Source organism: Kitasatospora sp. NPDC003701 (assembly GCF_053587085.1).
Genome location: NZ_JBSFNM010000062.1, coordinates 1 through 14,432, shown reverse-complemented (window position 1 = coordinate 14,432; position 14,432 = coordinate 1). Strand labels below are relative to the sequence as shown.

Annotated in this window: 9 protein-coding genes and 2 pseudogenes; 3 read left to right on the top strand and 8 right to left on the bottom strand. The window is 71.8% G+C overall.

The window, feature by feature from the left end; genetic code table 11:
* Positions 1–91 precede the first annotated feature (91 nt).
* Entirely contained in the window at positions 92–1,312 is a 1,221-nt protein-coding gene (locus ACWDRR_RS36480; protein WP_449776568.1) for an agmatine deiminase family protein, read from the top strand.
* An 87-nt stretch (positions 1,313–1,399) separates the two neighbouring features.
* Here the strand turns inward: ACWDRR_RS36480 and ACWDRR_RS36475 are convergent, their stop codons facing one another.
* Positions 1,400–2,707, bottom strand: coding sequence for an MFS transporter (locus tag ACWDRR_RS36475; RefSeq protein WP_449776567.1), 1,308 nt, complete (start codon positions 2,705–2,707; stop codon positions 1,400–1,402).
* A gap of 158 nt (positions 2,708–2,865) precedes the next feature.
* Between ACWDRR_RS36475 and ACWDRR_RS36470 the strand changes: the two genes are divergently transcribed.
* Positions 2,866–3,390 carry a MarR family winged helix-turn-helix transcriptional regulator gene (locus tag ACWDRR_RS36470; protein WP_449776566.1) on the top strand — a complete coding sequence of 175 codons (525 nt, stop codon included), beginning with the start codon at positions 2,866–2,868 and terminating at the stop codon, positions 3,388–3,390.
* Positions 3,387–4,037: pseudogene (locus ACWDRR_RS36465) on the top strand (ATP-binding cassette domain-containing protein); the annotation flags it as partial. The gene ACWDRR_RS36470 and the pseudogene ACWDRR_RS36465, both read left to right, overlap by 4 nt.
* Before the next feature lie 114 nt (positions 4,038–4,151).
* On the opposite strand, the gene ACWDRR_RS36460 reads toward ACWDRR_RS36465, so the two are convergent.
* The 7 genes and pseudogenes from ACWDRR_RS36460 to ACWDRR_RS36430 form a co-directional block, all read right to left on the bottom strand.
* On the bottom strand, positions 4,152–4,613 hold the full coding sequence (locus tag ACWDRR_RS36460) for a hypothetical protein (RefSeq protein ID WP_449776565.1): 462 nt from the start codon (positions 4,611–4,613) through the stop codon (positions 4,152–4,154).
* A gap of 493 nt (positions 4,614–5,106) precedes the next feature.
* Positions 5,107–5,718 (bottom strand): TIGR03086 family metal-binding protein, encoded by a 612-nt coding sequence (locus ACWDRR_RS36455; RefSeq protein WP_449776564.1) that lies wholly within the window; start codon positions 5,716–5,718, stop codon positions 5,107–5,109.
* Between the two features lie 303 nt (positions 5,719–6,021).
* Entirely contained in the window at positions 6,022–10,032 is a 4,011-nt protein-coding gene (locus tag ACWDRR_RS36450) for a tetratricopeptide repeat protein (RefSeq protein WP_449776563.1), read from the bottom strand.
* Complete coding sequence (locus ACWDRR_RS36445; protein WP_449776562.1) at positions 10,025–10,996, bottom strand: AAA family ATPase; 972 nt, start codon at positions 10,994–10,996, stop codon at positions 10,025–10,027. The genes ACWDRR_RS36450 and ACWDRR_RS36445 overlap by 8 nt, the downstream gene beginning before the upstream one ends.
* The gene (locus ACWDRR_RS36440; RefSeq protein WP_449776561.1) at positions 10,993–13,071 is read right to left on the bottom strand and encodes a vWA-MoxR associated conflict system protein; all 2,079 of its coding nucleotides are present in this window, start codon (positions 13,069–13,071) and stop codon (positions 10,993–10,995) included. Before ACWDRR_RS36440 ends, ACWDRR_RS36445 begins: the two co-directional genes overlap by 4 nt.
* Positions 13,068–14,024 (bottom strand): alpha/beta fold hydrolase, encoded by a 957-nt coding sequence (locus tag ACWDRR_RS36435; protein ID WP_449776560.1) that lies wholly within the window; start codon positions 14,022–14,024, stop codon positions 13,068–13,070. Before ACWDRR_RS36435 ends, ACWDRR_RS36440 begins: the two co-directional genes overlap by 4 nt.
* 317 nt (positions 14,025–14,341) lie before the next feature.
* Positions 14,342–14,432 (bottom strand): annotated as a pseudogene (locus ACWDRR_RS36430) (transglycosylase family protein); the annotation flags it as partial.

Below are 14,432 nucleotides of genomic sequence, written 5' to 3'. Positions count from 1 at the left end.
TGCGCAAAGTATTGACCGAGCGCTTGGTCAGTTTTACCGTCATGGCCATCACGTGGAAAGGCCACGGAGAGTCAGATGAGGAGGCCGAGAGATGCACGGTCACAGTGACCCGCACGTCTCGTCCGGCAGAGGGCCGGCTGCGCTGGGGCGAAGGAACTTCCTGGTCGCGGCCGGGCTCGTCACGGCGGGCACCGCCTGGGCGGCGAACGGCGGCGCCGCCGCGGCGGCCCCGGCCGGCCGCGCCGACAAGGCCACGGCCGCCGGCACCTTCGCCGTCCCGATCGACACCGTCGCCCACACCCGGACCTGGATGGCCTGGCCGGACGACCCCACCATCTGGACCGGCCGGCGCGGCGGCCGCCGGGGCGGCACCACGCCCTCGCTCGCCCAGATCCAGGCCAACATCGCGCTGGTCGTCAACACCATCGCCAAGTACGAGCCGGTCCACCTGTGCGCCAACCCCGCCGCCGCGGCGGCCGCCCGGCGGGCCTGCCCGGGGGCCAACGTCACGGTGATCACCACCATCCCGGTCAACGACTGCTGGATGCGCGACTCCGGCCCGGTCTTCCGCACCAACGGGCTGGGCGGCCTGGACGCCGTCGGCCTCAACTTCAACGGCTGGGGCGGCAACCAGACCTCCACCAACGACGGCAAGGTCGCCGCCCGGGTCGCCGCCTACGTCGGGGTGCCGTTCACCGCGGCGGGCCTGGTCGGCGAGGGCGGCGCCATCGAGACCGACGGCGCGGGCACCCTGATGGCCACCCGGAGCAGCATCCTCGTCTCCAACCGCAACCCGGGCATGTCGCAGACCCAGGCCGAGAACGCGATGAAGGCCGCGTACGGCGCCAGCCGGGTCATCTGGTTCGCCGGGGTCGCCGGCCAGGACATCACCGGGGACCACGTCGACGCGACCTCGCGCTTCCTGGCCCCGGGCCAGGGCCTGGTCCAGCAGCCGAACGCCACCGACGACCCGTCGGACGTCTGGACCAAGGACGAGATCAACCAGTACAACGTGCTGTCCTCGGCGACCGACGCCCGCGGTGTCCGCATCCAGGCCACCAAGCTCGGCGGCCCCGACTACTACACGATCCGGCAGAGCGACCCGGCGTTCGTCGGCTCCTACGCCAACTACTACGTCTGCAACGGCGCGGTGATCGCCGCCCAGTTCGGGGACTCCCGGGCCGACGCCGCCGCGAAGGCGAAGCTCAAGTCGCTCTTCCCCGGCCGCGTCGTCGAGCAGCTGAACATCGACTACATCGGGCTCGGCGGCGGCGGCATCCACTGCGTCACCCAGCCGCAGCCGGTTGCCTAGCGGCGCCTGCCCACCCGCCCCGGCTCGGCGCCCGTGCGCGCCGAGCCGGGGCGCGGTACCCGTCGTCACCGGCTGCCCCGGCCGGAGCTACCGGGTCGCCGGGTGCTCCGGCAGCGCCGCGCCGAGGGCCGGCGCAGGCGCGGAAGGGGCCCCCGGGGAGGCGCCGCCGGGACGGTCCTCCGGTCGGGGCCGGATCCGGCCGCCGAGCGCCCGTGCGGCGGCCGCCGCGACGAGCGCGGTGGCGCCGCCCAGCAGCATGACGGCGGTGGGCGAAGCGTGGTCCACCACCGCGCCGCCCGCCAGCGAGCCGATCGAGATGGTGGCCTGGAACGACGAGGTGAAGACCACCCCGGCCGCCTCCGGGGCGTGCGGCGCCGCGGCGAGGAACCAGGTCAGGGAGCAGACCGGGACGGCGCCGTACGCCACGCCCCAGAGCACCAGCACGGCTGCGGCGCCCGGACCGGAGGTGCCCAGGAGCGGCAGCAGCAGGGTCGCGGCGGCGAGCAGGGCGGCCGCCGCGGCGAGCGCCGGGCCGGGTGCCCGCGCCGCCCGGTCGCCGGCGAGGACGTTGCCGAGCAGGCCGGCGGCGCCGAAGGCGAGCAGGAGCGCGGTGACCTGACCCGGACCGACCCGTGTGACATCCGCCAGGAAGGGGGTGACGTAGGTGTAGCTGCCGAAGTGGGCCAGGACGACCAGGAAGGTCACCGCGAGGCCGGTGCGGGTGCCCCGGCCCCCGAGCAGCCCGCGCAGCGTGCCGGCACCGGTGCCGGCGCCGGCCTGCGGGGGGAGCGGCGGCAGCGAGACGAGGAGCGCCGCCAGCGCCAGCACGGTCAGCGCGGCCATCGCGACGAAGGCCGCGCGCCAGCCGGCGACGGAGCCGAGCAGGACGCCGGCCGGTACGCCGAGGACGGAGCCGAGCGGAACGGCGGAGAAGATCACGGTGTTCGCCCGGGCCCGGCGCGCCTGCGGGACGAGGCGCGGAGCGAGCCCCGAGCCGATCGACCAGAAGGCCCCGATGACCAGGCCGAGCGCGACCCGGGCCGTGAGCAGGGCCCAGTAGGCGGGGGCGAACGCGTTGAGCAGGTCGGCGAGCGCCAGGAGCACCAGCAGGGCGCAGAGCATGGTGCGCCGGTCGGCCCGCCTGGTCGCCACCGTGACCGCGGGCGCGGCCACCGCGGCCACGAGGCCGGGCAGCGTCATCATCAGCCCGGCCGTGCCGTCGGAGATCCGGAAGGAGGCGCCGATCGGGGTGAGCAGGCCGATCGGCAGGATCTCGGTGGTGACCAGGGAGAAGACGCCGGTGGTCACCGCGACCACGGCGGGCCAGCCGCCGGCCCGGGGCCGGGGCGGGGCGTCGCCGGGTGGGCGGGCGGCGGGGCGGGCGGTGTCGGGCATGCCGGTGGTCCTGTTCGTGGGCGCTGGGTTCAGGTCGAAGTCCACCAGCCCGGGCGGGTGTTGGTCCGGCGTGAATCGGACCTGGACGTTCGGGCCCGCCGATGTCCGTCGCTCCGCGCTCTGGACGAATACCTCTCACTGAGAGCTAAAATGAGGGTATGACTGCGGATGCCACGGACCCGTCGGACACCGCGCTGGGTGACGAGTTCTCCACCCTCCTCGTCGGGATCCAGCGCCTGGTACGGCGACGGCTGCGCGAGGGGCTGACCGAGCCGCGGCTGCGCGGCGCGCAGGTGGAACTGCTGCGCCTGGTCGCGGACTCCCCGGGGCTGCGGGTCTCGGACGCGGCCGAGGAGCTCTGCCTGGCCGGCAACTCGGTCTCCACCCTGGTCAACCAGCTGGTCGCACTGGGCCTGCTGCGCCGCGAGGTGGATCCGGCCGACCGCCGGGCCGCCCTGCTGTACACCACCGGGGAGGCCGTCGAGCGGCTCGCGGCCTGGCGGGCCCGGCGCACGGCCCTGGTCGGCGAGGTGGTGGCGGGGCTGTCCGCCGGGGACCGGGCGGCGCTGGCCGCCGCGCTGCCCGCGCTGCAGGGCGTCGCGGCGGGCCTGCGCGGCCGGCCGGGGGAGTCCGCCGGGCCCGCCGCGGAGCGGGCGGCGACGGGCCGGAGGGCGGAGCGATGACACCGGGGAAGGAGGACGCGGTGGTCTGCCGGGGCCTGGAGTACACCTTCCACCGCGGCCGGGGAAAGGGCGGTCCCAAGGCCGTCGACGGGGTCGACCTGACGGTGCGCTCCGGTGAGGTGTTCGGCCTGCTCGGCCCCAACGGGGCGGGCAGGACCACCACGATCCGGGCGATCACCACCCTGCTCCCGACGGTCTCCGGCATGGTCCGGGTCTTCGGCCACGACGCGGCCGGGCAGCGCACGGACGTCCGCCGGCTGCTGGGCTACGTGCCGCAGCAGCTCTCCGCCGACGCCGGGCTGACCGGGCGGGAGAACGTCGCCCTGTTCGCCCGGGTCTTCGACGTGCCGAGGTCCGAGCGGTCCGAGCGGGTCGCCCAGGCGCTGACCGCCGTCGACCTCACCGAGGCCGCCGACCGGATGGTCGGCACCTACTCCGGCGGCATGGTGCGCCGGCTGGAACTCGCCCAGGCCTTGGTCAGCGCCCCCCGGCTGCTCGTCCTGGACGAGCCCACCATCGGCCTGGACCCGATCGCCCGCGCCGGCGTCTGGGAGCGCGTCGACGCCATCCGCCGGGCCACCGGCATGACCGTGCTGGTGACCACCCACTACATGGACGAGGCCGACCGGCACTGCGACCGGATCGCCCCTCGGAAAGGCGACGCGCAGAAGCCGATCAGCCCTTGAGTCGACGGCGTCCCGCTGCCCGGGCGGGCGGCGGGACGCCGGCGCAGCACCTGTCGAGGCTTCCCCCTCCGGCGGTCAGGACCGGCTGATGTCGAACTCCAGTGGCCTGTCGGCGTCGGAGACCCGGAGCTGGCCGGTGATCCGGGTGACGCGGGTCCCGGTTGCGCAGGCGATGTCGGTGCTGTTGCCGGTGCCGCCGAACATCGCGAAGTAGACGATTCCTCGACCGAGGCTGTTGACGCCCAGCGAGAAGTTGGCGATCGCGTAGGTGTCATTGCTGCCGGTGACGAGTTCCGTCTTCACCAGTGCGCTGTCGTGGGTCTGGGGCGTGATGCTGAACTGCCGGCTCGTGGCGCCGTCCGTGGCGGTGCCGGTGAAGGCGGCATCTGTGCTGGCATGGCCCGTGTAGTCGCTGATGGCACCGCCGCAGGTGTCGGCGGTCGCCGCCACGGACGGGGTCGCGGTGGAGACCAGGGTGCCCGTACACGCAGCGGCACAGACCAGGGCGGTGACCGAGGCCTTGGTGAGACGGTTCATCGAAACTCCTTGAAGTGGCGGAGGATCCGATTACCCTCCGCATGCGAATCGTCGCGCTGCTCCTGGGGGCGATGCTCGTCGGTGGCGGCCGATCATACGAATCGAGTCATCACATGGGGTCGTTCTGGTGACCACCACGTTGGCCTCGACGAACTCGGCGCCGGCGGCGGCCCTGGACTCCGGTCGAGGGCAGCGGAGGATCACTGTCCGGGAGAGGGGCGGGGCTCCTGCGTCCGGAAGACGCAGACGAGTCCGGGCCCGATGGCCGTCGAAGGGTTTCTTCACTCACTCAAGGGCGGCGCACAGCGCCGACCTGCAAAAACAGCCACCGCGGAAACGGCGCCGCGGCGCCGCGGAAGGCCATCCCGCGTGCCCTCGCGAAGATCAACGCTGAGCTGTGCCGCGTTCAGGTCACTCGCCGCCGCCCTGGCCTCAAGCCGCGCGGCTTCGTAGTCCACGCCCGGGCTGCTGGGCCGGCTCGCGCGGTAGCGGGTCAGATCCGTTCGGCCGACCACTGGGGGTCACGGCCGGTGAGCGCCAGCAACCGGTCCTGGGTGTCGGCTCCCGGCGCCGCGGTGCGCGGCGGGTCGAACTGCCCGGTGCCGGCCAGGTCGCGGTACCCCTGGAACTCCGCGAACGCGTACCGTGCGGCGCCCTGCGGCAGCCGGCCGCTCTCACCGAGCGCCCGGGCCAGGTCCCAGCCGTGCACGACGGTCTCGGCGGTCAACTCACGGGCGAAACCGCCGAGATCGCGGACCCCGTACGGCAGGTGCACCAGGAGGTCGGGGGCGCCCGGCTGGTCCAGCGCGCGTACGGCGGTGTTCACGGCCATGGTCCAGACGCCGACGGGGTTGCGGCCCAGCACGTCGCCCGCGAAGCGGTGGCCGATCTGCTCCGGGGTGTAGCCGGCCACCGCCTGGCAGACCCAGAGGTGCTGCGCGGCAAGATGGTTGACCAGCGCGCGCACGTCCCACGCGCGGCAGGGCGTGGGTGCCGACCACTGGTCCTCGGAAGCGGCTCGTACCAGCCGGGACACCTCCGCCCCGGCGGCCGCGTAGCAGCGGCGTACCTCGGCGTGGAACCCGGAGGGGTGGGGACATTCCATCGCCGGGCCTCCCTTTCCTGCCCTGGTCCCTCCCAGTAAACCGCTACAGGGCGTGACAAGCCAGGGTTCAGTCGGGCCAGCACGGACGGTGAGGCCGCACGGACAGAGGGATGCCGCCGGGTGCTGTCTGCACAGCGGCGGCCACCTACTGCCTTGCAGTGGTGACACTCCGTGTGAGACGGCGATCGGTCGGCGGTGCACGACGTAGGCCCAGGAGGCATGGACAGTCACGCGGTACGACCCTCCACCGAACTTGTTTCAGCACTTGGGTCCGGGCAAACCGAGTGAAGGCCGAGGACGGCTTTATGTGGCCTCCTGCGTGTCCTCCGGCTGCATCGTCGTCAGGTTTCGTCGACTTACCGCAGTGTCGGGGTGGTCGGGTCCGAGGACGCGCTCGCGGTCGGCGAGGAGCTGTGTCTCCATGTCGATGGCTTCGTCGGTGTGGCCGGCATTCCGGTAGGAGATGGCGAGGCTGCCTCGGGTGGTGAGGGTATTGGGGTGGTCGGGACCCAGGACGCGTTCCTGGTCGGCGATGAGTTGTTGGAGGAGGGTGATGGCTTCGTCGGTTCGGTCGGCCTGGTCGTAGGAGAGGGCGAGGTTGTGTCGGGTGGTGAGGGTGTCGGGGTCGTCGGGTCCGAGGATGCGCTCGCGGTCGGCGAGGAGTTGTGTCTCCATGTCGATGGCTTCGTCGGTGCGGCCGGCCTGCCAGTGAGAGATGGCGAGGTTGCCCCGGGTGGTGAGGGTATTGGGGTGGTCGGGACCCAGGACGCGCTCGCGGTCGGCGAGGACGTGTTGGAAGAGGGTGATGGCTTCGTCGTGGCGGTTGGCCTGTCGGTAGGAGAGGGCGAGGTTGACGCGGGCGTTGAGGGTGTCTGGGTGGTTGGGTCCGAGGATGCGCTGTTGATCGGCGAGTAGTTGTGTCTCCATGTCGATGGCTTCGTCGGTGCGGCCTGCCTGTCGGTAGGAGATGGCGAGGTTGCCTCGGGTGGTGAGGGTGTCTGGGTGGTCGGGTCCGAGGATGCTTTCGCGGTCGGCAAGGAGCTGTTCGAACGCTGGGATGGCTTTGTCGTCGCGCCCTGCCTGTCGGTAGGAGATGGCGAGGCTGCCCAGGGTGGCGAGGGTGTCTGGGTGGTCGGGTCCGAGGATGCGCTGTTGATCGGCGAGTAGTTGTGTCTCCATGTCGATGGCTTCGTCGGTGCGGCCGGCCTGTCGGTAGGAGAGAGCGAGACTGCTGCGGGTATCGAGGGTGTTGGGGTGGTCGGGTCCGAGGATGTGCTCGCGGTCGGCGAGTAGTTGTGTCTCCATGTCGATGGCTTCGTCGGTGCGGCCGGCCTGTCGGTAGGAGATGGCGAGGTTGCCCCGGGTGGTGAGGGTGCTGGGGTGGTCGGGTCCGAGGATGCGTTCGCGGTCGGCGAGTAGTTGTGTCTCCATGTCGATGGCTTCGTCGGTGCGGCCGGCCTGCCAGTGAGCGATGGCGAGGTTGCCCCGGGTGGTGAGGGTGCTGGGGTGGTCGGGTCCGAGGATCCGTTCCTGAGCGGTGAGCATCCGTTCAAACATCGGGATGGCTTCGTCGGTGCGGTCGGCCTGTTCGTAGGAGAGGGCGAGGCCGCCTCGAGTATCGAGGGTGTTGGGGTGGTCGGGTCCGAGGACGCGTTCCTGGTCGGCGAGCAGTCGTTCGAGGAGGGTGATGGCTTCGTCGGTGCGGTCGGTGTGTCGGTAGGTGAGGGCGAGGTTGCCTCGGGTGGTGAGGGTGTTGGGGTGGTCGGGGCCGAGGACGCGTTCCTGGTCGGGGAGGAGCTGTTCGAGGAGGGTGATGGCTTCGTCGGTGCGGTCGGCCTGCTCGTAGGAGAGGGCGAGGTTGCCTCGGGTGGTGAGGGTGTTGGGGTGGTCGGGGCCGAGGACGCGCTCGCGGTCGGCGAGTAGTCGTTCGAACAAGGTGATGGCTTCGTCGGTGCGGTCGGCGTGTCGGTAGGTGAGGGCGAGGTTGCCTCGGGTGGTGAGGGTGTTGGGGTGGTCGGGTCCGAGGACGCGTTCCTGGTCGGCGAGCAGTCGTTCGAGCAAGGGGATGGCTTCGTCGGTGCGGCCGGCGTGCCAGTGAGCGATAGCGAGGTTGCCCCGGGTGGTGAGGGTGCTGGGGTGGTCGGGTCCGAGGACGCGCTCGCGGTCGGCGAGAACGTGTTGGAGGAGGGTGATGGCTTCGTCGGTGCGGTCGGCGTGTCGGTAGGAGAGGGCGAGGCTGCTGCGGGTGCTGAGGGTGTCGGGGTGGTCGGGTCCGAGGACGCGCTCGCGGTCGGCGAGCAGTCGTTCAAACAAGGTGATGGCTTCGTCGGTGCGGTCGGCCTGCTCGTAGTTGAAGGCGAGGCTGCTGAGGGTGTCGAGGGTGTCGGGGTGGTCGGGTCCGAGGACGCGTTCCTGGTCGGGGAGGAGCTGTTCGAGGAGGGTGATGGCTTCGTCGGTGCGGTCGGCCTGTCCGTAGTTGAAGGCGAGGCTGCTGAGGGTGTCGAGGGTGCTGGGGTGGTCGGGTCCGAGGACGCGTTCCTGGTCGGGGAGGAGCTGTTCGAGGAGGGTGATGGCTTCGTCGGTGCGGTCGGCCTGCTCGTAGGAGAGGGCGAGGTCGTGGCGGGTGTCGAGGGCGTCGGGATGGTCCGGGCCCAGGACGCGCTCCTGGTCGGCGAGGACCTGGTGGAGCTGAGCGATGGTCTCCTCGGTGCCATCGGGCTCCCGGTGGTCGGAGATCTCCCCGGTGAGCGTGGTGGCGGTGGTGACAGGATCCGCGAAGTCGCCGGCAGGTTGCACCTGCTCCACTCCGGGGCCCGACACCTCGGACGACCTCGTGTAGGCGAAGGGCTCCCGGACGGTTGCGACGGTCGTGTCGCTGTCGGGCGAGTGCAGCACGGCCGCGATGCCGTGCGGGGCCCAGGGATGGGTTTCGACGTGCCGGGAGAGCGCACGGAGGGTGTGCCACGCCGCCTCCTGGGTGAGGTCCTGATGCAGGCGGCGCAGCGCATCGGGGTGGAACGCGAAGAGCCGCTGACGGGCCTGCTGATCGGGTCGGGTGGTGAGCAGGCCGGAGGTGAGGAGCTCCGCGAGGTCGGGCAGTCCTGCCTCCGGCACGGCCTGCTCCCGGACGGCGTGCAGGACTGTCAGGGGGAAGGCCTCCAGCGCCGAGGCGTGTACGGCGAGGCGCACGGCCGCTGCCGGCGCCGTTCGGACGAAGACGTCGGCCCGCTTGGCGAGGTCGGCGGGGGTGCTCGGCCGCCGTCCGGGCTTGTCGGAGGTGGCGGGTGCACGGCCTGTTGCGGGTACCAGGACCGCTTCGCACCCGGCGGGGTCGGTGCGCATCAGGGCGTTGGCCCAGGTGCCGAGGGACTGGGGTTGGGCGGTCACCACCGGAACCGCCTGCCACGGGGCGGCGCCGTCGAAGGTCGTGAGCCCCTGCGGCCGGTGGACTCGCAGCTGGGCGCCGGGGGCGGCGGGCCGGGGCGCCGTCGTGCGGACGGGCTGGAGGTTGAGTGCGGAGCGCCGCCAGAGGCGGCGCGGCAGGGGGTTGAGGAGCGCGATCGGGGCCGTCCTCCCCCAGGTGTGGAGGAGTTTCCACGGGCCCGCGGTGTGCCAGGGGGGTGCCGCACAGTCCGAGACGACCAGCACGAGCCGCCGACCGGGTTGTCCGCTGTGCTGGGTGAGCCGGTCGGGACGAACGAGTCGGTGGTGGTGGTCGCGGACCTGGGCGGTGCCCTCGTGCCAGTCCAGTCTCCAGATGTGTACGGCCCGGAAGCCCCTGGAGGTGCGCATGAGCTTGGCCAGGGCCCGTACGGTCTCCTCCCAGATGGCCATGCTGGGAGAACCGTCGACGATGAGGACGGCCTCCAGCCACGCCTCGGGGGTGGGGACGAGTTTCGGCAGCATCAGCCCGGTCTGGGCGTAGCGGTCGACCGTTGCTTCGACGTCGAGGTGTCGGCGGGCTCCGTGGCGCCAGCGACGGCGGAAGGGGCGGAGGGCACCGCCCAGTTTCAGCGCTTGGGGGAGCGCGCTCGCATGACCCAGGGACAGCGGTGTGCCGCGGGTGAGGACCTCACCGATCGGGTCCTCGACCGAGACCGCCGCGAGGCCTCGTTCCTCCGGGGCGGTCGCCTTCGACGGGGCTTTTCGGTCGTTGGTCCCTTCGACGGTTCTCGGTGCGTCCGGTCGGGCCGCGGCCGTCGGGTCGGTGGCGCCGGCCCCGGCGGCGGCCAGGAGCAGCGCGTCGGCCAGGTCGCGGGCGGTCATGCCGTGTCTCGCCAGGATGGCCAGGGCGGAGGCGAGCCGGTCAGTCACGGCCCAGTTCCTGTAGGAGGAGCGCCTGCAGTTCGGTGCGCTGGCTGCCGGTGGGCACGCCGTCGTGGGCGAGGAGTGCCGCGGCGTTCAGTAGCTGGTCGACCGCCAGGTGCTCGCCGGCTTCGAGACGGTGGGCGAAGTCGGTGACGAGGGCGAGGGTCTCGGTCTCGTCGATCCGGGCGAGGTGGGCACGCACGATGCTGACCAGTGACTCCTGGGTGAGGCGCGGCATGTTGTAGCGGATGCAGCGTCGTAGGAACGCCGAGGGGAAGTCACGTTCGCCGTTGCTGGTCATGACGATGAACGGGAACTGGGAGCAGTGGACCCTGCCTCCGTCGATGAGGTGGGTCTCCTGGTCGGCCCAGAGTCGTACCTTGACCTTCTTGCGGTGGTAGCGGGTGAGTTCGGGGATCTCGAACTCACCGCGTTCGAGTACTTCCAGCAGGTCGCTCGGGAGGTCGAGGTCGCTCTTGTCGATCTCGTCGATGAGCAGGGCCCGCGGGCGGCCTGTGGGGGTGTCGACGAGGGCCGTGCCCAGTTGTCCGAGCTGGAGGAACTGGCCGATGTCGTCGCCGCGGTGGCGCTCCGCGCGGCGGGCGAGTGCTCCGGTCCGGGGTCCGGTGGCGGTCCGCAGGCTCTGCGCGTGGATGCGGCCCAGGGCGTCGTAGCGGTACAGGGCCTCGGCGAGGGTGCTGCGTGAGGTGATGTGCCAGCGCAGGACGCTGCCCAGTCCGGCTTCGTGGGCGACCTGTTCGATGACGGTCGACTTTCCCGATCCGGCGGGGCCCGTCACCAGGAGGGGCCTGCGCAGGTACAGGGCGGCGTTGACGGCGTCGACCATGCCCGGCGGGGGCTGGTACTGGGCGTGCTGGGAGGTGCGGGGGAACTCGCGCCAGGGGGGCGGCGTTCCGAGGGGCGGGCTGCCTGCCACGCCGTCGCCCCGGTAGTACGGCGTCCATGTCATGAGGTCTCCTCGGGCACGGTTACTTCTCGGTCTTCGAACTGTCGACAGAAGGCCAGCCACCCGTGGTCGTGCCAGACGGCCCGTACCTCGGCCAGTTCGTCGGCGGCCTCGCACGCGGCGGGGTCCAGCTGCCGCCGGTAGGCGTCGGTGAGCCCGCCGGGCAGGGCTTGCCAGTGCTTGGCCACCACGTGTTGCAGCCGGGCGTCGTCGAGGGTCGTGCCTTCGCGGGGCCACAGCAGGATCGGCGCGTAGGGCAGAAGCGCCTCCAGCGCGGGCGCGAAGTCGGGCGGCCTCCGGGAGACGCCGAGCGCGCCGTCCACCGTCCAGGTCGCCAGTTTGTGGTGCAGCGCTTCCACGTTCTCAAGATCGTCGTTGTCCACCCAACGCAGCGCGCTCGTGTCACCGCAGGCCTCCACCTGGTGGATCACCTTCTGGCTGGCGTCGTTGATCGCCCAGGGATCGTCCAGGTCGTCGGCGTTGGAGTAGAGGGCTCCGCTCCAACGCATGGTGACCCGCTGGCCGACGCCCAGCAGGCGCCTGCCGGCCAGCGTCTCCTCGGGGTGCCAACAGGCCAGCAACTGGCCCGAGGCGGCCACGTCCACGAACTCCAGAGGGCGCTCGTCGGCGGACAGCTGCGATCGCGCCCAGCTCAGCGCCCGCGCGATGGCCGCTCCGACGCCCCGCGCGTCCTGCGACGGACATTCGAAGACCTCGCTGCCCACCGTCTCGCCGCCCCGGACCAGCCAGCCCTGGATCTCCACCGGCCAATTGCCCCAGGGGTCGTCCAGGCCAAGCACCAGCCGGACGCCGGCCGCTTTGTCGGCCTTGGCCAGGGCGTCCAGCGAGGTCCTGACCTCGGCGACGGCGCCTCGCTCCTGCGCCCAGAGCAGGAGGGGGCCCGTCAGGTCCTGGTCGCCCAGGTGCGCCAGAGCGGCCATCAGACCCGCCAACGCCTGGAACGGCGGGGCGTGTTCGGGTTGCGCCCGCAGCACGGCATGTTCGAGCAGATCACGCAGCAGGGGCGCGGCCAGGAGGTCAGGGGGGTACCGAAGAAGGCGCCCCACCCCGCGGAGGCGTTCCTCGGACAGGAGGGAGTGCAGGTTGTCGTTGAGGAACGCGTGGGTCCGGGCGCACTCCAGGAGGCCCTCGGTGACCCGTAACAGGCGTGCCCGGGCCGCGCGCTCAAGCATTCCGGTGGCCTCGCACGCTGCCACCGACTCCTTGAACAGTGTCAGTTCGTGGCGGTTCCACAGCGAGGGCGGTGCGGGAGCGCCAGTCAGGGACTGGAGCCCTTCGGCCAGCTGGGACCGGCCGAGCGGTCCGACGGTTCCCGCCGCCGCGTCGAGGGCGTGTCTGGCGTTGCGGAAGAGCCACAGGCCGTCGGCGGCGTACGCATCGTGGTTGTGAACGCTGCTTCCGATGGTCTGGCCGTCGACGCGGGAGTTCAGGTGGCTCACGAGCGTCTCGTCGACGCCGATGACACTTCCCGTCGCGGTCAGTCCTTCCTTGGCCGTCCGGGCCAAGGCGGTGGAGAAGGTCAGGGACCAGGCGCGCTGGTGGGCGGTGGACGCCGAGAGGACGGCCACCCGGGTCACGCCGGCGCGAGGTCCGTCGATCAGCGAGTCGACGGCCGGGATGCCGCCCGCGGCGTCGCAGGTGTCGATGAGTGCGATGACCCCGTCCAGGCCCTGCATGTTGGCGACCGCGGTGAGGGTGGAGCGCACGTCGAGCGCGGACGTCGGATCCGTTCTGACCGAGCCGCCCACCATGTAGTGCAGGTGGGGGCTGGAGAACCCGTGGCCCAGGAGAGCCACGACGAGCACGCCACCGTCCCGCGCGGCATGGCGGCCCGCTGCCACGATGGCATCCTGGACCCGGGCCGGAGTGAGGTCGGCTCCCATGACCAGGGAGGCCGGTTCGCCGGCACGCTCGTGGCAGGCGCCCAGCAGGGGGTCGACGAGGACCCCGTGCAACTCACGCGCCGCGGGCTCCAGTTCGGGAAGCGGACCTTCCTGCGGGCAGTGCGCGGCGACGACCACGACGTGGCGGCGGCCGGGGACGTGATGATCCGTCACCGCTGCAGCGCCTCCATCACTGGGCCGGCCACCGCCTTCTGTCGCAGGTACTTCGTCGCCGTGTGGACCCACAGCCCGTTCGACTCCACACGAGACGTGTCCGGAGCGACTCCCTGCTGGTTCGGCGTCATCCACTTCTCGATCCGCGGGCGCGACACGATGATGTCATCGCGGTCCCAGAAGTTCAGCCATCGGGCAACGCCCAGGGGAGTGTGGGGAGGTCGGGGGACCAGTCGCTGCAGGACCACCGCACCCGTGGCGAGCGGCGACCCGATGGTCACCCAGAGGGCGACCGGGCCGGTGTACTGGTGCAGGGCCTCATAGGCGACAACGCTGCCCAGCGAGTGGGAGACCACGACGAGCGGGCGCGTCTCGTCCAGTCCGCCCAGCACCCTCTCCCGCACGAGGGCGTCCAGTGTTCGTCCGGAGGAGTCGGCCTCACCCCGCCCGAGGTACCGTCCCACCTGTGCCAGCGCCATGAGCAGAGCGCGACCACTGGCCCACTGGGCTCCCGCGCGGACGCCCGGGATCTGCATCAGCGTCGTCGCGACCTGTATCAGGAGCCGGAACGGCTCTCCCAGGCCCTGGGCATGAGCGACTCCGCTCGACGCCGCGCCGAGTTGGAAACGCGCGTCCTTGATGATCCGGACGGTGCGTTCCTCGCCGACCTGGCCGGCGGCCTGCCGGTCGAGCTCATCGATCAGTTCCCACAACAGCGCCGTCACGAAGTCGGCCTCGGCCTCCGAAGGCTGCTCGCCGTCAGCCCCTTGAGCGCCTGCCGCCACGAACAGGTCGCTGTAGTCGGCGAATCGGCTGTCCACCAGCGAGCCGTCCAGCAGGCCCGGCACGGCATCCGCGTGGCCGGCCTCCTTGGCTCCCTCGGCCAGGGCGGTTCGCCAGGCCAGATGCTCCTGCTGCTCGTCACGAGGCCCACCGATACCGTGCACGAACACCAGCTGCGGCCTAGCCGACTTCACCATGAGGGCCCCACGCTCCCGCTCCGGCTCACTCGCCGGACATCCGTCTGTGCCAGTACATACGGACCCTAGCCCGTCGTGCTGCCGCCGGTCCGCGGAAGCCCGGAACAACTGTCGGGATCCTGCCCGGAGGCGGCTTCGGGACCGGAACGGTCCTGGATGGGTCCGGGAATGCCGCGACGCCGCTGTACCGGACCGGATGGGTGATCGGGTCGGGTGCAGCGGCGTTGTCGTGGTGCGGCCCTGGGTGGTGCGGCCCTGGGTGGGGTGGGGTGTTGTGGGGCGGGGTGTTACTTGGTGAGGCCGGCCTTGACGGAGCAGACGGGCCAGGCGCCGGGGCCCTGGGCGGCGAGGACCTTTTCGCCGATGGTGATCTGCTGGGCC

Coding starts and splice junctions, on each gene's coding strand:
- ACWDRR_RS36445 (WP_449776562.1), bottom strand. CDS start 10,996: ATGACATGGACGCCGTACTACCGGGGCGACGGCGTGGCAGGCAGCCCG.
- ACWDRR_RS36455 (WP_449776564.1), bottom strand. CDS start 5,718: ATGGAATGTCCCCACCCCTCCGGGTTCCACGCCGAGGTACGCCGCTGC.
- ACWDRR_RS36470 (WP_449776566.1), top strand. CDS start 2,866: ATGACTGCGGATGCCACGGACCCGTCGGACACCGCGCTGGGTGACGAG.
- ACWDRR_RS36460 (WP_449776565.1), bottom strand. CDS start 4,613: ATGAACCGTCTCACCAAGGCCTCGGTCACCGCCCTGGTCTGTGCCGCT.
- ACWDRR_RS36475 (WP_449776567.1), bottom strand. CDS start 2,707: ATGCCCGACACCGCCCGCCCCGCCGCCCGCCCACCCGGCGACGCCCCG.
- ACWDRR_RS36480 (WP_449776568.1), top strand. CDS start 92: ATGCACGGTCACAGTGACCCGCACGTCTCGTCCGGCAGAGGGCCGGCT.